Here is a 17,726-nt window from a genome sequence, read left to right as displayed (position 1 = left end):
AAGATCAGGGAGCAAGCTCCCATCTCTTCGCTCGACTTGCATGTATTAGGCACGCCGCCAGCGTTCGTCCTGAGCCAGGATCAAACTCTCCGATAAAAGATAAGTTCAATCTAGCTTTAAAGCTTAATTCGCTTGGCGTTTTGTTCAGTTTTCAAAGAACTACGACGCACAGGATGTGATGGCCTTCAGCCAGTAACCCTTCATGCGCATTGTCGTTTTCAGCGACAAGATTAAGTATATCATCTCATTTCGCAGAAGTCAACAACGATTGTTTTAAAAAATACTGCATTAAACAGTACCTTAAAATATTACCATACTGCGTTGATTTATGTCAACAATAACATTTATGGTGGGCCTGAGTGGACTCGAACCACCGACCTCACGCTTATCAGGCGTGCGCTCTAACCAGCTGAGCTACAGGCCCATAAATGGAGCGGGTGATGGGAATCGAACCCACGACATCAGCTTGGAAGGCTGAGGTTTTACCACTAAACTACACCCGCATATACAATTTAAGAAATGGTCGGGAAGACAGGATTTGAACCTGCGACCCCTTGGTCCCAAACCAAGTGCTCTGCCAAGCTGAGCTACTTCCCGTAATATGGCGCGCCCGAGAGGAGTCGAACCCCTAACCTTCTGATCCGTAGTCAGACGCTCTATCCAATTGAGCTACGGGCGCATCTATTATATTTTGGTGCGGTCGAGAGGACTCGAACCTCCACGGGGTCTCCCCCACTAGCCCCTCAAGCTAGCGCGTCTGCCATTCCGCCACGACCGCGAAACAACCACACCGTTACTATATCTAAAAGAAAGAATTGGTGCGGGTGAAGGGACTTGAACCCCCACGTCGTAAAGACACTAGATCCTAAGTCTAGCGCGTCTGCCAATTCCGCCACACCCGCGTAAAAATGGTGAGCCATGGAGGATTCGAACCTCCGACCCTCTGATTAAAAGTCAGATGCTCTGCCAGCTGAGCTAATGGCTCTCGTAGTTTAGTTGAAGCTTATTCATTTTCGATGTCCCTTCCTCTTCCAGTATTTCTACTGAAGTAGGCTGTGTCGGGACAAATCGCCGTCATTTCAGCGTAGCGTCGCTCTTTGCTCTGCCAGCTGAGCTAATGGCTCTCGTAGTTTAGTTGAAGCTTATTCATTTTCGATGTCCCTTCCTCTTCCAGTATTTCTACTGAAGTAGGCTGTGTCGGGACAAATCGCCGTCATTCCAGCGTAGCGTCGCTCTTTGCTCTGCCAGCTGAGCTAATGGCTCTCGTAGTTTAGTTGAAGCTTTATATAATGAAAATAAAAATGGCTGGGCTAGCTGGATTCGAACCAGCGCATGACGGAGTCAAAGTCCGTTGCCTTACCGCTTGGCTATAGCCCAACATTTAAATGGCGGTCCCGACCGGATTTGAACCGGCGATCTCCTGCGTGACAGGCAGGCATGTTGACCCCTACACCACGGGACCGTGGTCGACTAACTTTCAAAAATGTTGGTGACCCGTACGGGATTCGAACCCGTGTTACCGCCGTGAAAGGGCGGTGTCTTAACCACTTGACCAACGGGCCGTTTGGATGGCGGAGAAGGAGGGATTTGAACCCTCGCGCCGCTTACACGACCTACACCCTTAGCAGGGGCGCCCCTTCAGCCACTTGGGTACTTCTCCATAAAAATGGCTCCACAGGTAGGACTCGAACCTACGACCGATCGGTTAACAGCCGATTGCTCTACCACTGAGCTACTGTGGAATGTTTTGTTTTTCATGTATGTCGTCATTAGCGACATTTAATATAATACCTCAATACCAAAACAGTGTCAATAACTTTTTAACTTTTAATATTAGGATATCATTCGTTTGGACATGCTTCCTTTTCAAAAGACTATATTAATTTAACATATCCATAAACGAACGTCAATAACCGAGTTAACTGGAAATCATCTTCAGTTTTCCGCGGCATTTTCCACAAACGTACTTCTTTAAATCGATTCTTCTTTTTCTTTTGTATTGCAATGTGCAATTTTTGCACTGATAAATATACTTCACTTTTTCGGTGTTTCTTATACCTGGTAAGCTATCGCAATATCTAGAACCGCCAACTCGATTCAATAACTCTTTAAAATCCCTGTCCCGATGTTTATATCCCTTCCCCTGAATGTGAAGGTGATAATGGCATAACTCATGTTTTATAATCCCGATTAATGCATGCATTCCGAAGACGCTAAACTGTTTTGGGTTTAATTCAATATCATGGGACCTTAACAAGTACCGTCCTCCTGTGGTTCGCAGCCTTGCATTAAACCTCGCCTCATGTTTAAAGGGCAATCCAAAATAATCATTAGAAATTTTCTCTACTAATTGTTGCAGTTCTTTTTGTTCCATTTTTCATTCTTCCTCATTAAATATCATTTTTCACCAGGCTCTCTAGTAACACTAACAAGCAGTATGTCATACACTAAATAACACTATTCCTTCTCACTCATGCGGTATAAAGGAGGTTGGGTAATGCCTACCTGGTTTAAAAAGCAACTCAAGCAAGCTTATTTAAACAAAGACCGATACCAGATCCGCCTGTTAAATCAATGCTGGTTTTTTTATAAAAGGAAACACACCCCATAGGCTGTGCTTCCTTTTTTATTTTTACTTTTTTTTCGTTTTACTATTGATTACGTTCAATCATGGTTAAAGCAATTCTCTCTCGTTTTAAATCCACATCATCGACCCAGACTGTGACTACTTCTCCAACATGCACTACATCCATCGGATGCTTGACGAAGCGGTTAGTTAGTTTAGAAATGTGCACCAGCCCATCCTGTTTTACCCCGATATCGACAAATGCGCCAAAGTCAACAACGTTTCTTACCGTCCCTTCCAGTTTCATACCTGGTTTTAAGTCTTCCATTTTTAAGACATCTGTTTTAAGAAGCGGTGTAGAAAGTTCTTCCCTCATGTCTCTGCCAGGCTTTTTTAATGAGTTGATAATATCGACCAGTGTTGGCTCGCCAACTTCTAGCTGCAGGGCAGTGTCTGGAATAGAGAGCGAATCCACTTTGCTTATTAACGTTTCAGATCCCAGATCCTCCGTTGTAAGGTCGAGCATTTTTAGCAGATTCAAGGTATCTTTATAGCTTTCCGGATGAATGTCCGTTACATCAAGTGGCTGCTCACCCTCAAAGACACGCAAGAAACCGATACATTGCTCATACGTTTTTGCTCCAAGACGGGGCACTTTTTTTAACTGTTTGCGATTCACAAACTTCCCTTTTTCATCCCGTTCCTTCACAATATTTTGGGCAACGGACTTCGATAGCCCTGCCACATACTGGAGAAGGGAAACAGAGGAAGTGTTCACGTTCACCCCTACTTTGTTAACGGCCGTTTCCACGACAAATGTCAGCTGGTCATTCAGCTTTTTCTGGGAAACATCATGCTGGTACTGGCCCACTCCAACCGACTTAGGATCAATCTTAACAAGCTCAGCAAGAGGATCCTGTACCCGTCGAGCGATCGATACTGCTGAACGTTCTTCAACCTGAAGATCAGGAAATTCTTCTCTCGCCAGATCTGAGGCAGAATAAACACTAGCCCCCGCTTCATTAACAATAAGGTAAGCTAAAGGCCGGTTCAATTCTTTTATTGTTTCTGCAATAAACTGTTCTGATTCCCGTGAAGCCGTTCCGTTACCGATCGCGATCAACTCTACATCAAACTCATCGATAAGCCTTTTTACGATTTCTTTTGATTTTTCCACTTCAGACTTAGGCGGCGTCGGATAAATAATCGAGATTTTTAACATTTTTCCCGTTTCACTGATAACAGCTAGCTTACAGCCTGTTCTGTACGCAGGGTCGACACCTAAAACAACTTTTCCTTTTAAAGGAGGCTGCAAGAGCAAGTGATGCAGGTTTTCAGAAAAAATGTGTATCGCCTGGTCTTCCGCTTTCTCCGTAAGCTCCTTTCGAAGTTCCCTTTCGATTGAAGGCTGGATCAATCGCTTATAGCTGTCTGTGATCGCTTCTTTTATAAGGTTTTCAGCAGAGGAAGATGCTTTTATTACTTTTCTCTCTAAATACTGGGTGATTTTTTCTACAGGAGGTTCGATCCCAACCTTTAACACCCCTTCCTTCTCACCGCGGTTAACGGCAAGCACCCGGTGGGGAACAATTTTCGAGATAGGTTCTCTGTAATCGTAATACATCTGGTATATTTGTTTTTCATCTTTTTCTTCGTCTTTTAATTCTGTTATAAGTAATCCTTCTTTATAGCTTGCAGACCGGATCCACTTTCTGCTTTCCGCATTATCTGATACCCATTCCGCAATAATATCCTGCGCACCCTGTACGGCTTCCTCCGAGGAACCGACTTCATTTTCCTCTGAGACATACTTTTGCGCTTCCTTTTCGATATCCGCAGTCTGCTTTAGATTAATAAACCATTCCGCAAGCGGTTCGAGGCCTTTTTCTTTCGCAACAGTCGCTTTTGTTCTCCGCTTTTGTTTATACGGGCGATAAAGGTCTTCCACTTCCTGCAGTTTTTGCGCTTTTTGTATTTTTGTTTTTAATTCTCCCGTTAATTTACCCTGTTCTTCTATTAGTCTGATTACTTCACCTTTTCGCGTCTCCAGGTTTTGTATGTAATTCCATTTCTCCATGATCGTCCTGATATGGACTTCATCCAGTCCGCCTGTGAGCTCTTTTCTATACCTGGCGATGAAAGGAACCGTGTTCCCTTCATCAAGCAGTGAAATAACATTGTTAAGCTGCTTCGTTTTTAAACCTAACTCAACAGCAAGCCCTTTTATTAAATCCGTTTCAAGCATAACGGTTTCAGCCAATTGTGACAGCCTCCTCTTACTACTCTTTTTTCTTGCTGTATAATCACTATCTACAGTTTACCGAATCCCTTCTCCATAAGAAAGTTTTGATTTGAATAAACAATCTGCCCTTCCCTAAAAAAAATGTTGCCACAGAGCGACACACCTTTGTTCACCTCTAAAATTCCCAAAACAAAAAAATTAAAGTTTCCCCGGCTTGTGGAGAAACTTTAACCTAATTCGTCTTGCCTATTAAAAATGTTATATCATCATTAACTGGTGTAATGATCTCATTTATATTACGAAGGGCATCGCGTACGGTCTTCATCTTAGTAATCATCGCCTGATTCTTGGAGCTTATCTTCACGCCATCCGAATATACGATAAAGGATGCTCCTTCTTCATACGTCAACGTCTGAACTTTAAACCTTTGCTTTTTTCCCGAAAGATAACCTGAATAAGAAATCGGCCTGACAACTGTTCCATCTGTAGGATATATCACGAGGTTGATGTTTCCAATCCCACAAAAACTTAGTTCTCTTGTCGAAAAATCGACTTTAAACAGAGTTAAAACGGAACCTCTTTTCCCTCGCATTTCTTCATTGCATCTTTCCATGATAGATTGAACATCTTCCTCATGGTGTTTTTCAATAACAGCGATTGCGGCCTCGGAAGATTCTTTAGCCAGGTCTCCGCTGCCGAGCCCATCTGCTACAGCACAGATAAAATATTCTTCTGTTTCACTTACAAAATAGCTGTCACCGCAAGTTCGGTTTCCTTTTTTTGGTTGTTGGTAAGCCGAGATCTTAATCTGGTTAAAATCATGGTGGGCAATCATTTTAAAGCCTCCGTTGGTTCCATTCGAATCGCCTGCCGTAACTTCCCTAAAGCTCGTCTCTGTAACCTTGAAACGTGCATTTGAGAAATGCCAAGTCGTTCTCCAGTTTCTTTTTGGCTCATATTTTCAAAATATGTGTACTGTAAGATTTCCTGCTCACGTTCCGAAAGGACAGTAAAAGCTTTCTTCAAAAGCATCCGCTGGTCAATTTGTTCGTAACCATCTTCCTGGTCGCCAACCAAATCAAGCAATGTAACGGTACTTCCTTCCTGGTCTGCTTCAATGGAGCTGTCTACAGATAGAGCCTGATAACTTTTACCCATCTCCATCGTTTCCAGGACTTCCTCTTCCGTTGCCCCTAAATATTCAGCAATTTCCTCAACTCTTGGAGAACGCTGCAGATCATTTGTTAATTCTTCTACCGCTTTTTTAATGCGGGGCCCAAGCTCCTTAATACGGCGAGGAACATGAACACTCCATGTTTTATCTCTAATAAAACGTTTGATTTCCCCCACTATCGTAGGAACCGCAAAGGATTCAAAACTACGGCCGAATGTAGGATCAAACCTTTTTAGGGCAGCTAGAAGCCCGATCATGCCTACTTGAACGAGGTCATCGTGAATGCTTTTTCCCTTAGAAAATTTCCGTGCAAGAGATTGGACAAGGTCTTGATAATTTTCAACTAGTTTTAGCTGAACTTCCTCATTTTGGGGATTCGCCTGATACTCGTCAATCCATTCGTATATGTGATCATTGTTGTGGTGATGATGAGACTTTGCTGGCATCCACTTCCACCCCATCTCTGTGAAGGAACTTAGTCATCATCACAACAACCCCGTCCTCTCCACTGATTTCCACCTTGTCCATTAAGGATTCAATCAAGAACAGTCCTAAACCTCCCTCGTTTAGCTGTTCGATGGATTTTTCACTATTCACCGGACCAAGCTTGCCCTGGATTTCTTCAAAGTTAAAGCTTTTTCCGCGGTCCAGCACCATTACTTCCAGTCGGTCTTCGTACACGCCGAAGCCAACTGTGACCTGTCCTACTTCCTCTTCGGGATAAGCATGATTGACTGCATTCGTACAGGCTTCTGAAACAGCGATCTTTATATCTTCAATATCGTCATAAGAATATCCCATACGATTCGCAATTCCAGAAACCGTTAATCGTACTACACCTACATACTCGGGTTCTGCAGGTATCTTCATTTCCACAAAGTCTGAGGTCATGGTCATACCGAGCCCCCCTTAACGTCTTCGATGTCTATAACCTCATCTAAGCCGGTAATTTCAAATAGCCGATGAACACGGCTTGTCATACCGGTTAGTTTAAGTGTACTGTTATTTTGCTTCGAGGATTTCAACGCTCCAACAAACACACCTAGCCCTGTGCTATCCATATAATTAACATTTGCTAGTTTTACAACGATTGTTTCGCCTTCTTTTTCAGTTAATGGCATCAACTTTTCCCTTAACTGTGGAGCAGTAAAAGCGTCTACTTCCCCTGAAAGCGATAGTTCATGTATATTATCCTGATCTTCTTGTTTTATTTGCAAATTCATGGTTTTTTTACCCCCTATTAAGCTGGTTCTACTTCCATGGTTCTATCCATAAAAGGTATTTACCCGACTTTCAAAAAGTTAAACCTTTCTTCGCAAAATCAATAAAGTAAAATCATCCCGTAACTCAAACTCTTGCATTTTCTCAAGTTCTCGATAGACAGTATTTACGATTTCCTGTGCTGACAGGTGGAGGTTGGAGCGGATCATAGCAACAATTTCATCCCGCTCAATAAACCCTTTGCTTGAACGGCATTCAGTTACGCCGTCGGATAGCAGCACAATCATATCTCCTTTTTGCAGGTCTTTACTGTACTCTCTATAGTTTGGCTTTTTTGACACGCCTAATACTAAACCTTTTGTATATAGTTCTCCAAAATCATCATTCTCCGCATTATAAAAGAAGCCCGGTTCGTGACCGGCTCCACTATAATAGAAACGATGATTAAACGAATCATAAAGGCCGTAAAACATCGTAATAAACATATTCGGGTCTACGTTCTGCTCGACAACCCTGTTTAAATTGCCAAGCATCGCACTGGGCTGCATCCGCTGTTCAGGTGCACTGTCCATGGCATATTTGATCATGGACATACAAAGAGCAGCCGGGATCCCTTTCCCGATAACATCGGCTATCGCCACACTGACACAATCATTTTCATCCTGCACGAAGTGGTAGTAATCCCCGTTCATCTTCTTTGCAGGCTTACTTACTGCCCCGATATCCAGGCTTTCTACAGTTGGCATTTCGCCCATTAAGAGCGTCTGCTGCATGTTGGCTGCAATCTCGATCTCTGTTTCAAGTTGTTGCTGCCTGCTCCTGAGGCTTTGATGTTCTCTATATGCAAACCCGTATCCGATCATCATTTCCAGAAGAAAGGCATAGGAGTTCTTAAACTCCTGGGGCATATCTGGATACAGAGATTCCATAGCGCTCACGTGCAAACTGACCGCTTCTTCGGGAGATATTTTTTGCTCAATCATTTTCCGGCTGAACTGCTGCCCTTTATATAACGTTTGCTCACTCTGGTCGTCAAGATATTTCGATAATATTGATTTGTAACGTCTTAGCTGAATTTCTCGGTCGTCCATTTAGACTGTCCTCCTTATCGGAGCCATTTGGTCGTAATGATTTCTGTACCTTCATTTTCTTTTGAATCTATAGAGAACTCATCCATAAGGCGTTTCACCCCGGGCAGGCCTGCTCCAAGTCCGCCGGATGTAGTAAATCCATCTTCCATCACTTTTCGAATATCCTTTATTCCGGGTCCATCATCGGAAGCGATAATACGCAGTCCAATTTTACCTGAGGAATCTAAGTTGCTGATTTCAATCCGCCCTTTTCCGGCATACAAATAAATGTTTCTTGCCAATTCGGAGATTGCGGTGGTGATTCGTGCCTGGTCCACACTTCCAAAACCAAGTTCTTTTGCAATGTTGCGGCCTTCTTGTCTGGCTTTTACGATATCCCACTCGTTTCGTACTTCCACACAGGATTGGATGTTCATATCACTATCCCCCCAATTCCTGTTTTAGTTTATCTAACCCCTGTTCTAAATCTAATGCAGTCGGGACATTTTTAAGCATGATCCCGAGGTCGATTAATGTAATTGCAACAGCAGGTTGTATTCCGGTCAGGACAACTTTAGCCCCCATTAAATTTGACATTCTTACAACATCGCCCAACACCTTTGCAATAAAGGAGTCGATCATATCCACGGATGTCAGGTCGATCACTACACCTTTCGCACCTGTGTTATGGATTTTTTCCAATAAGTCTTCTTGAAATTGAAGAGCTGTCTTATCATCTAAATCTACTTGAATTGTAATTAAAAGGTATTCATGCAGTTTTAAAATGGGAATACGCACTCCGGAACCCTCCTATTCAGTCTCAGTTATTTTTCTTTTTGTCATTTCAAGCGCCGATTGCATCCCTTTATACAACGTGCTTTTCGTCGGGAATTGTCCAAGGTCTATTCCAAGATTTACAATCGTCTGGGCAATTTCAGGGCGAATTCCAACAAGGATGCACTGGGCGCCAACAAGCCGTACCGCTTCAGATGCCTGAATAATATGGTGAGCAACCATCGTATCAACTACAGGCACCCCTGTAATATCGATCAAAATAACCTGGGATCGATGCTTTATTACTCCGGTAAGGAGGTTCTCCATAATTAACTTGGCCCGTTCTGTGTCGATCGTTCCAATCAACGGCATTACACTAATATTTTCAAAAACAGGGATTAAAGGAGCTGACAATTCTTGAAGAGCAACTTTTTGTATGGAAACTGTGTTTTCCCAATTTTTCGCGCTTTCGTTGATCAACTGGTTTATAATCGGATCGATCCAGCGATCTATTTCATCAAACATGTCGAAAACTTTCGTACTGGATTTTTCTGTATCGAATAGTACGCTCAGAATAATCCTGCGGAAGTTTTGAAGTCCCTGGGTCAAATAACTTAAGCGCCATCCTAATTGGAAAAGTTTTTCCGCAAAATCCGTCAACTCATCGTTCGCTTTATATTCATTACGTTCAAGGTGAGCGAAAATAATGTTAAAGAATTCAACATTTGTGTCTTTATAGGCCTTATCAGATATATTTTGAAGCCGGTGATCTTCACGGATGCTTTCCATTTCTTCCATCCACCGATTGAAGATTTCCTGCCTGTTTTTATTAAACATTTGAATAATAAGCTTGTCCATGTTGCTCCTCCCTTTACGTTTCTCTTCCACCAATTATTTCATTATCTGCGGATTACTGCAATTAATATGCGATTAAAACATATAAATGGAGAAAATGCACGTATTTTCCACTCGTTAACTTTTCCGGATTATTCTCCATAAAATTCGACAGTCCTTATTAAAAACCTTCTACTTATGTAGAATTAAGCAAAACAAAAAAGCTGCTCTATGAGCAACCCCTTGTTTTGTATAGTTCAGTTTTAGAAGTCAATAAGACCCAGGCTGATTTGCAGCGCTTCTTCCACCCGATTCATCATACCATCATCAAGATGGGTGATTTTATCTGTCAGCCTCTGTTTATCGATCGTACGAATCTGTTCGAGCAAAATGACCGAGTCACGTTCGAAACCATATTTCTTAGCATTGATCTCCACGTGAGTGGGCAACTTCGCTTTTTGAATTTGGGCGGTAATTGCTGCCACAATGACTGTTGGGCTAAACCGGTTGCCAATATCATTCTGGATAATCAGAACAGGCCTTATCCCTCCTTGCTCTGAGCCCACAACGGGGGATAGATCAGCAAAATACACATCGCCTCGTTTAACTATCAAATCATTACACCCCGCTAACTAAGCGGTCCAGGGTGTGATCTGCTTCCTCCTCAGCAAGAAAGGCTTCTGATGCGATATTCAAATTGATTTTAGCCATTTCCATGTACCCTTGTCGCATCGCTTCACGAATGTGACGTTTCTTATGTTCGCGAAGATACATTGATGTTGCTTGAGAGATAAACTCATTCCGATCTACCTGCTCGCGCTGGATGAAACCATCCACCTCGTTTAATAAGTGTTGTGGTAATGTGATCACAATCGATTTTTTGTTTGCATCCGCCACAAACATACACCTCCGAAGCACAGCTACTCTTTTTATGTTCCATTGTTTAGTTTACCATTGGAAAAACCACTTTGCAAAGTAACTTCTAAAATAGATTTCACCATAATCTTGCAAATTCCTGCTTTTATTTTTCTATTTTTTTAAAATAGTATTCATAACGCCAACTTTTTTGTCCTTTTTCATAAAGATTCTCGGAACGCGGCTGCTTATCATACATGGTATTTCATAATTAATTGTTTCTAATTGACGGGCAATGTCGTCCACTGAAATACAGCTGTCTCTTTGCCTGCCGATCAAAGTCACCTTTGTACCGACTTCCAGTTGCCTCGGGAGGCGGACCATGAACTGATCCATGCATATTCTTCCTACGATCGGCGCTTTTCCCCCGTTAACCAGCACATGGCCTTCACTGCCTATTTTGCGGATCCAGCCATCGGCATATCCTACCGGGATCGTCCCTATCCATTCTCCCTCACTTGTTTTATAGGTAGAACCATAACTGACCGGTTCACCTTCTGACATCTGTTTCACATGAACAAGCCTGCTATGCAACGAGAATGCCGGCTTAAGCGGAAATGGAAAATTCCCTGCCAGTTCTTCTGAAGGGGCTAACCCGTACATAGAGATTCCCACCCGTGCGATACTGCGGGCCCTTTCCGGAAACCTTGCAGTAGCTGCACTATTGCTTGTATGGATAATAGGTGGAACAGCTCCCTCTTCCTTAAGCCATCCAAGCATAGCGCCGAACGTTTTGTTTTGTTCCTCAACAAAGCTGTTGCCCGGTTCATCAGCAGTTGCAAAGTGTGTAAAAACTCCCTCCAGCACAAATTTATCTTTGTTATCAAATAAAGCTGATAGTATCAGTTTAGCTTCTTTTTCCGCCTTTATACCAATTCTTCCCATTCCGGTATCCATTTTCAAATGTAGCTTTAATGGTTTCGTATCTATTAAAGATGCTGCCTTTTGAATCCATTCTTCCTGGAAAACTGTTAGGGTTACATCTAGTTTAGCAGCAAGACCGGCATATTCTGGACGAACCCAACCCAACACTAAAATCGGATGAGTGATCCCTTTCTCTCTTAATGCGATCGCCTCATCTAATAATGCAACCGCAAGATAAGAAGCACCCGCGGCGATCGCCTGTTTTGCCACCTCAAATGATCCGTGCCCATACGCATTCGCTTTAACAACGGCCATAATGCCTGTTTCCTGAGGAAGGTGCTTTTTGAATGCTGCAATGTTTTCTTCAATCGCGTCAAGGTCAATTTCTGCCCATGTATCTCTGTAAAACGGATCTTCCATCAAAAAGAACCTCCTTCCGCATCTGTTATAATTTCTCTTCGCTATTTTTTCTTTCCGGTTTCTCTTAAGCGTATTATAAGATTCTAGAAACGAAGAATGCAATTAAAATAGATAAGACCTGTAATCAAAAACAGCCATTTCAGGCTGGCAATCCACTTCTTTTTTAAAGGCTCTTTTCGCAAACCAATGTTGCTTTATAAGCTTCACATTTGAGATAAACTGCGACGCAATAGCAACATTGATTTCCACTCCGGGCAGTTCGCTTTCCACGGGCAACGCTTCAGCTTCCTCGTCAGCAAAAACCGCCTGTCTAGTTCCGGCTCACAGAGACTAGTGGATTTCCCTCACCTCCTTGCGATAAGGCAACATCGACTCTCTTTCGTTCGTCGTTGTTTCTTATCTCCATGCGGTTCAGTCCAATCCATACGTCTCTTGGCGTTCGCCTCCATCTTTCAACACTGCGGGATCTTCAGCTGTTGCTTTTCCCGCAGGACAAGGAAGGCTTCGGCAGCGTTACATCGCACGAAGGAAATGTGAATACATTTTCGAGGAGTCGACTGCCCTTTGCTCCAATCAATTGATGTTTTTCAAAGATGTTGAACGCCAAAGTATAACTCAGCGGAGGAAATACACGTAGACTCCTGCGGGACAGCGAAGACGTTGAGACCCCGCAAGGAGCGTTTTTTGCGAGTGAGGAGGCTCAGCGCGAGCCCGCGGAAAGCGTAGTGTATTTCCGCAGCGGTCATCCATCCGTTATGTCGCAGTTTATCGCTTTTGTGCAAAAACAACAATCCTTTAAAAACAGCCTTTTTAAATAACCACACCGTTTGGCAGGTGGTAAAAGCGAAGAGGAGGAGTTGTTTCCAAAATACTAAGATCAAATAATTATCGAGGGGCATTACGCCTAGACATTTCTTGCTGCTATAAAAACAGGTTCAGCATGCTGTGCCGCTGAACCTGTTGTGGGAAACTTTATTTTACTGTAGTGCCATAAACGGAACGGGCAACAGAGGCCATTTCTTCTTTTGATAGATCATTTGAAGCAAGGAAGTAATCGACCCCGTTATGGGACCATGTGATCGTATTATCTGTCATCACTCCAACAGCAAATCCAAGGTCAACTGGTTCACCGGCAGAGACTTGTACTGGAGCCGATGTCTCCATAGCTGTTTCACTCTTTTCTTCAATCAGAGTGAACGATTTTTCGCCTGTATAGCTTAAGACAACTTTCCCATCAGATACTTCCTTTTGTTCACTTAAGCCTGTTCCCTGTGGTTCATACATCGGATAAAGCACTTCTAACGGCGCAGAATTTGCCGCTATCACCGGAACCTCTAATTGGGCTGCCGTCATGTTTCGCTCCATATCAAATGCATCTTTATCAAACTTTGGATTGAATTCCATTTTTGAGAAATCTACTGTGACAAGCACTTTCATATCCTGGTTTAGAATCTTTACCTGCTTCGGTGCAAGATCCTTTTTCTTTAACGTAATTTCCTGTCTTGCGAGGTTTTTATTCTGGTAATTTGCTTTTGTGTCAAAAACATAATCGTTTTCTTTTGCCTCGAATCCAGCATCGGAGTCATTTAAAATGTCGCTTGCCAGTGTATTGTAGAGGTAAGCCTGGCTTCCATTTTCAGGCCAGTCACTCTGGAAACGAAAACTTTTGTTTAGCGCCGGGGTCAATACAAACACACCCTCGTCATTCCTAAGGATAATCTGGTTCTGTTCCTGGTTTGCATTTTTTAATTTCACCCGGTAAAAACTAGGTTTCTTGTACCAGATTTCTACATCGTATTTTTGTGGTTCTTCTCCTGTTTCAAGCGTCATTTGAGCGTTAACTCGATAGCTTTCCAGTTCATTGAGTTTTTTATCAATCGATGACATGACATCTTCCTGACTCTTCTGTCCGCAGCCCGAAAGGACAACCATAAATATCAATCCTACTAAGAGGATGGATCCGATCCTTTTCATCATTTCAACTCCTTTGCCTCATTTAAACGACAAAGAAGGGTTTCCCTGAAGAGAGTCTCACCAGCAAGAAGTTAGGATTATACTTCCTGGAAAAATGTACGAAGAAAAAGTGGGATGCCGTTAATAATGTCGGTTGCCATCACGTCCATAAGAGAATGGGCAGTTGCTACCAGGTTATCCGCGATGCCTCCGTGGACATATACAGCATTGCTTATCGCTGACTGGGTTTTATCATCCTGCAACATAAAACCAAATATGGTCCCGGCGAGCACATCTCCGCTGCCTCCTTTTGCAAGTGAAGCATTGCCCGTTGTGTTCACGAATTGCTCTCCATTAGGAGTGGTAACAATCGTGAACGGACCTTTTAATACAAGGAATACTCCATACTTAACAGCAAAATCCCTGGATACTTCAAAACGATTGCTTTGAACGTAGCCGATGGAGCAGTTTAGCAGCCTTGCCATTTCTCCGGGATGTGGAGTAAGGATCGTGATGCCGTTTCTCCTTTCCAGCATTTCTAGAAAGGAAGAAAGATGAAAAAGTCCATCTGCATCAATAAGAAGCGGTATGTCTTCTTCTAACAAGCGTTTGACAATCGCTGCGCTCCCCTTCCCTCTCCCCATACCCGGACCGACGGCTACTGCATGGTAAGCCTCCAGATCAGGCATTTCGCTCCCGGAAAAAGAGCCTTCATCAGATGGCATCGGTTTGTACATCGCTTCTAGCATGGAAGCTGCAGCCACCGGCAAAATCACATCTGGAACTGCTACCGTAATCAAACCTGCACCAGCTCGATATGCAGCCATTGCCGTCATCATCGGAGCTCCAGTCATTTCACGTGATCCGCCGATTATTAGCCCCTTCCCATGGCTTCCTTTATGCGAAGAAGGGTCTCTTACAGGCAACGTGCTTTTTACAGCCTCTTCTTGCCAGAGAAGGCGAACCTGATCAGAACGGAACGCTTTAGGCGGAATCCCGATATCGACTCTGGAGATCGTTCCATAGTAAGAAGCCGCAGGAAAGGTAAATGCTCCTGTTTTTGGATATTGCAGGGTGATCGTTCTGTTTGCCCTAATAGGTTCCTGGCCATTCGGCACAGTTCCATCAGCAGCCACCCCACTAGGAAGATCAACAGCGATTACCTTTGCTGAACATTTGTTCACAGCGGAAATAATCTCGTTATACGGAGAACGGATTTCCCCCTTTATTCCGATCCCTAACAAACAATCGATGATAACAGAATAAGCTGGCAGATGTTCGTAGAATTCTTTTTCGTTTGTTTCATAGTAATAAGGAGAATATCCCGCTCTAAGAAATATATCCCTGTGTTCTGCTGCATCGCCTTTGATTTTATCCCTGTTAGGAGCTACCCACACATCCACCTTGAACCCACGGCTCTTTAAAATCCTGGCTACGACAAAACCGTCTCCCCCGTTATTTCCAGCGCCGACCAGAATAGCAATCCGTTCTTCTCTAACAATCCACTCCTCGAGCTTTCTGCATATTGCATGACCGGCATTTTCCATTAACGTAACTCCACTTAATCCAATTTCTTCCGCAGCAATGCGATCTGCTTCGTACATTTCCCTTGCAGTTACGACTCTCACAACAGGTCCCTCCCAACCGTGTTACAAATATATGAGACAACTTCATCCAATATGCAGACTAGCATGACGAGCTTTCAAGAATAACCTGGGCAACCGCATAATGTTTACTGTGCGAAATGGAAAGATGCACGTTGTCTTTCGTCTCAGACTTTATAAAAGGGGCACCAGAAGCATCATTTAAAACCTCAATATCTTTAAAGCTTAGCTCCCCGATCCCGGTTCCTTTCGCCTTTGCAAATGCTTCCTTTGCAGCAAACCTTCCCGCAAGGAATTCCATTTTCCGGTGTCCGCTAAGCGTGTTGAATTTATCCTTTTCCCCCTCCGTCAAAATCCTATCAGCAAACCGTTCATTCCGCTCAAAAGAGCCTTTGATCCGCTCGATCTCAACAATATCAATCCCCGTACCTATAATCATGACTTCTTTCCTTTCTTCTGATCTTTTATGTAAGCTGATTCGGTGAACTTTGTAGTATTAGTGTGAAGAGTAATACGGCCGACCAGCATGAGAAAATGGATAGACCGTTCCAGTTTGGCAGACAGTAAAATTTGAGGTCATCTGTTCCGCTATTTGTATAAAAAAAGCAGTTTTTAAAAAATTATAGGTCATCTGTTCCTCTATTTGATAAAAAACAGCAAGATAAAGGCCAATAAAAACGAAATAAAGGATTATATGACCTATAAAACTAAAGGAAAGATGGATTTCCTTATAATAGCGGAACAAATGACCTATAACACAGTCTAACAGAGTCTAAGCCCCTGGTTTTATTGTTATAGTTTTTGCTAAGCAAAAAGCGAAGCGACCCCCTCTTTTGTGCGTAAAGCAGCGTCAAGCTCGCATGTATGATGCTTCATGCACAAAGGGCAATGCTATGGAACAAATTTCAGCCAAAGAAGACGACTTATCTAAAGTCTCTTTCTATATTGAATACCCCGATTATTTTCTCATATACCTAGTTAATAGTAGACACCTTCCACCTGTGCTACACTATACCTAAAGAAAGATAAAAGGGGGTTAAACCCGATGTTTATACGAAACGAAGACTTCCGTTCCTTTCTTCGTTACTATCCATTAGTCTCTATTCTTATCGCTATAAACCTTCTGCTTTTTGTCTTAATATACCTCCTCGGCTTCCAATCGCTCTTACAATTGGGGGTTGGACAAAACGGATTGATTGCAAGAGGAGAATATTGGAGGCTTGTTACGCCTATTTTCCTTCACGGCGGGTTTGCACATGTGCTGTTCAATTCCTTCTCGCTTTATTTGTTCGGCCCTGCCCTGGAACAAATGCTTGGAAAAGTAAAATTCCTTGTCGGTTATTTCGGGGCCGGCCTCATAGCAAATGTGGCAGCATTTTACCTTGAGGATCCATACTTTAGCCATGTTGGAGCGTCCGGTGCTATCTTTGGTTTATTCGGCATCTATCTGTATATGGCCATCAATCGAAAAGAGCTAATTGACCAGGCCAATTCACAACTTATTTTAACCATACTTGGTATCGGGCTAATCATGACATTCATCAGTCCTAACATTAATATACTGGGCCATTTATTCGGGTTGATCGGCGGTGCGGTTCTGGCTCCTCTTCTGTTGGTGGGTGCAAAACGTTTCTATTCCCGGCCGACAGTCTATGCCAGAAGAACAAATCCGGATGAAGTCAGCTTTAACCCAAACCGCTGGAAATATCGGAGGCGGGTACCGCCTGTTGTAAAAAAGATCTTATGGGGCTTCTTCATCGTTCTGGTGATCGCAGGATTTTTATTACGCTAGGAAGAAGTACTCGCCGATCGGCAAGCCTTCAGGGGAAGACAGAGGCGAAATTGCGCTTATCTGTATTCTTAAACTTTTCAAGGACGCCGGGCATTCTCCTCTGTTAAAAAGTTATATTCCTATACCACAACAAAAACCGGGTCTGGTCTTAACCCTGTCAAGTAGACAACACAAAAAAACTAAGCTGCCAACGCGTGTCGATACTCAATCGGCGCGCGTTGCTTTAATTTCTTCTGAAAACGCCTGTAGTTATAGTGGTATATATAATCCTCGATTGCTTGTCGTATCTCTGTTTCT

General features: G+C 43.1%; 20 protein-coding genes, 12 tRNA genes and 1 rRNA gene. 2 read left to right on the top strand and 31 right to left on the bottom strand.

The features are described 5' to 3' along the window. The 14 genes from FCL54_RS23440 to FCL54_RS23375 all read right to left on the bottom strand — a co-directional run. Positions 1-96, bottom strand: a 16S ribosomal RNA gene (locus tag FCL54_RS23440); the annotation flags it as partial. A 251-nt stretch (positions 97-347) separates the two neighbouring features. Continuing rightward, positions 348-424: transfer RNA gene (locus FCL54_RS23435), tRNA-Ile, on the bottom strand. Between the two features lie 5 nt (positions 425-429). Further along, a tRNA-Gly gene (locus tag FCL54_RS23430) sits at positions 430-503 on the bottom strand. Between the two features lie 17 nt (positions 504-520). Continuing rightward, positions 521-597, bottom strand: a tRNA-Pro gene (locus tag FCL54_RS23425). Positions 598-602: 5 nt separating this feature from the next. After that, positions 603-679 (bottom strand) — tRNA-Arg (locus tag FCL54_RS23420). A gap of 13 nt (positions 680-692) precedes the next feature. Then, positions 693-778 (bottom strand) — tRNA-Leu (locus tag FCL54_RS23415). Between the two features lie 38 nt (positions 779-816). Then, positions 817-902: transfer RNA gene (locus FCL54_RS23410), tRNA-Leu, on the bottom strand. Positions 903-909: 7 nt separating this feature from the next. Beyond that, positions 910-985 (bottom strand) — tRNA-Lys (locus FCL54_RS23405). Positions 986-1,302: 317 nt separating this feature from the next. After that, positions 1,303-1,377 (bottom strand) — tRNA-Gln (locus FCL54_RS23400). A gap of 9 nt (positions 1,378-1,386) precedes the next feature. After that, positions 1,387-1,462, bottom strand: a tRNA-Asp gene (locus FCL54_RS23395). A gap of 25 nt (positions 1,463-1,487) precedes the next feature. Then, a tRNA-Glu gene (locus FCL54_RS23390) sits at positions 1,488-1,562 on the bottom strand. A gap of 7 nt (positions 1,563-1,569) precedes the next feature. Continuing rightward, positions 1,570-1,660: transfer RNA gene (locus tag FCL54_RS23385), tRNA-Ser, on the bottom strand. A gap of 7 nt (positions 1,661-1,667) precedes the next feature. Then, positions 1,668-1,742, bottom strand: a tRNA-Asn gene (locus FCL54_RS23380). Positions 1,743-1,918: 176 nt separating this feature from the next. After that, positions 1,919-2,374, bottom strand: coding sequence for a SprT family protein (locus FCL54_RS23375; RefSeq protein WP_138129695.1), 456 nt, complete (start codon positions 2,372-2,374; stop codon positions 1,919-1,921). A gap of 123 nt (positions 2,375-2,497) precedes the next feature. On the opposite strand from FCL54_RS23375, the gene cmpA reads away from it, so the two are divergent. Then, positions 2,498-2,611 carry a cortex morphogenetic protein CmpA gene (gene cmpA / locus FCL54_RS23370; protein ID WP_138129694.1) on the top strand — a complete coding sequence of 38 codons (114 nt, stop codon included), beginning with the start codon at positions 2,498-2,500 and terminating at the stop codon, positions 2,609-2,611. 40 nt (positions 2,612-2,651) lie between these two features. On the opposite strand, the gene FCL54_RS23365 is transcribed toward cmpA, so the two are convergent. From FCL54_RS23365 to acpS, 16 genes are all read right to left on the bottom strand, one after another. Continuing rightward, positions 2,652-4,811: a Tex family protein gene (locus tag FCL54_RS23365; RefSeq protein ID WP_138129697.1), complete on the bottom strand. Its 2,160-nt coding sequence runs from the start codon at positions 4,809-4,811 to the stop codon at positions 2,652-2,654. A gap of 229 nt (positions 4,812-5,040) precedes the next feature. Next, positions 5,041-5,643, bottom strand: coding sequence for a PP2C family serine/threonine-protein phosphatase (locus tag FCL54_RS23360; RefSeq protein WP_138129693.1), 603 nt, complete (start codon positions 5,641-5,643; stop codon positions 5,041-5,043). Beyond that, a complete protein-coding gene (gene sigB / locus FCL54_RS23355) occupies positions 5,640-6,428 on the bottom strand; it encodes an RNA polymerase sigma factor SigB (protein WP_138129692.1) in 789 nt (262 codons plus the stop codon). The genes FCL54_RS23360 and sigB overlap by 4 nt, the downstream gene beginning before the upstream one ends. Beyond that, complete coding sequence (rsbW, locus tag FCL54_RS23350; protein WP_171016993.1) at positions 6,394-6,879, bottom strand: anti-sigma B factor RsbW; 486 nt, start codon at positions 6,877-6,879, stop codon at positions 6,394-6,396. Before rsbW ends, sigB begins: the two co-directional genes overlap by 35 nt. Further along, positions 6,876-7,205, bottom strand: a complete 330-nt coding sequence (locus tag FCL54_RS23345) for an STAS domain-containing protein (RefSeq protein WP_138129691.1) — start codon at positions 7,203-7,205, stop codon at positions 6,876-6,878. Before FCL54_RS23345 ends, rsbW begins: the two co-directional genes overlap by 4 nt. Before the next feature lie 78 nt (positions 7,206-7,283). Beyond that, complete coding sequence (locus FCL54_RS23340; RefSeq protein WP_138129690.1) at positions 7,284-8,294, bottom strand: PP2C family protein-serine/threonine phosphatase; 1,011 nt, start codon at positions 8,292-8,294, stop codon at positions 7,284-7,286. Positions 8,295-8,308: 14 nt separating this feature from the next. Then, positions 8,309-8,710, bottom strand: a complete 402-nt coding sequence (locus FCL54_RS23335) for an anti-sigma regulatory factor (protein ID WP_138129689.1) — start codon at positions 8,708-8,710, stop codon at positions 8,309-8,311. Positions 8,711-8,714: 4 nt separating this feature from the next. Beyond that, positions 8,715-9,071 (bottom strand): STAS domain-containing protein, encoded by a 357-nt coding sequence (locus tag FCL54_RS23330; RefSeq protein WP_138129688.1) that lies wholly within the window; start codon positions 9,069-9,071, stop codon positions 8,715-8,717. Between the two features lie 12 nt (positions 9,072-9,083). Next, on the bottom strand, positions 9,084-9,905 hold the full coding sequence (locus FCL54_RS23325; protein ID WP_138129687.1) for an RsbT co-antagonist protein RsbRA: 822 nt from the start codon (positions 9,903-9,905) through the stop codon (positions 9,084-9,086). A 239-nt stretch (positions 9,906-10,144) separates the two neighbouring features. Next, entirely contained in the window at positions 10,145-10,495 is a 351-nt protein-coding gene (locus FCL54_RS23320; protein ID WP_138129686.1) for a type II toxin-antitoxin system PemK/MazF family toxin, read from the bottom strand. A gap of 4 nt (positions 10,496-10,499) precedes the next feature. Then, positions 10,500-10,784 (bottom strand): CopG family ribbon-helix-helix protein, encoded by a 285-nt coding sequence (locus tag FCL54_RS23315; protein ID WP_138129685.1) that lies wholly within the window; start codon positions 10,782-10,784, stop codon positions 10,500-10,502. A 126-nt stretch (positions 10,785-10,910) separates the two neighbouring features. Beyond that, the gene (alr, locus tag FCL54_RS23310) at positions 10,911-12,080 is read right to left on the bottom strand and encodes an alanine racemase (protein WP_138129684.1); all 1,170 of its coding nucleotides are present in this window, start codon (positions 12,078-12,080) and stop codon (positions 10,911-10,913) included. A 102-nt stretch (positions 12,081-12,182) separates the two neighbouring features. Next, on the bottom strand, positions 12,183-12,356 hold the full coding sequence (locus FCL54_RS24225) for a hypothetical protein (RefSeq protein WP_171016992.1): 174 nt from the start codon (positions 12,354-12,356) through the stop codon (positions 12,183-12,185). Between the two features lie 696 nt (positions 12,357-13,052). Further along, positions 13,053-14,054, bottom strand: coding sequence for a LolA family protein (locus FCL54_RS23305; RefSeq protein ID WP_138129683.1), 1,002 nt, complete (start codon positions 14,052-14,054; stop codon positions 13,053-13,055). Between the two features lie 77 nt (positions 14,055-14,131). Further along, positions 14,132-15,661: an NAD(P)H-hydrate dehydratase gene (locus FCL54_RS23300; protein ID WP_138129682.1), complete on the bottom strand. Its 1,530-nt coding sequence runs from the start codon at positions 15,659-15,661 to the stop codon at positions 14,132-14,134. 58 nt (positions 15,662-15,719) lie between these two features. After that, positions 15,720-16,076, bottom strand: coding sequence for a holo-ACP synthase (gene acpS / locus FCL54_RS23295; protein ID WP_138129681.1), 357 nt, complete (start codon positions 16,074-16,076; stop codon positions 15,720-15,722). Positions 16,077-16,682: 606 nt separating this feature from the next. Here acpS and FCL54_RS23290 point away from each other — a divergent pair. Next, positions 16,683-17,429, top strand: a complete 747-nt coding sequence (locus tag FCL54_RS23290; protein WP_138129680.1) for a rhomboid family intramembrane serine protease — start codon at positions 16,683-16,685, stop codon at positions 17,427-17,429. Positions 17,430-17,608: 179 nt separating this feature from the next. Here FCL54_RS23290 and FCL54_RS24880 read toward each other — a convergent pair whose 3' ends face one another. Further along, a complete protein-coding gene (locus FCL54_RS24880) occupies positions 17,609-17,716 on the bottom strand; it encodes an IS3 family transposase (RefSeq protein ID WP_425467172.1) in 108 nt (35 codons plus the stop codon). Between the last annotated feature and the right edge of the window lie 10 nt (positions 17,717-17,726).

Origin of the sequence: Exobacillus caeni, assembly GCF_005747095.1 — a bacterium.
Classification (GTDB): Bacteria; Bacillota; Bacilli; order Bacillales; family Guptibacillaceae; genus Exobacillus; species Exobacillus caeni.
Note: the sequence above shows the minus strand (reverse complement) of the source record. Positions and strands in the feature narration are given on the sequence as shown.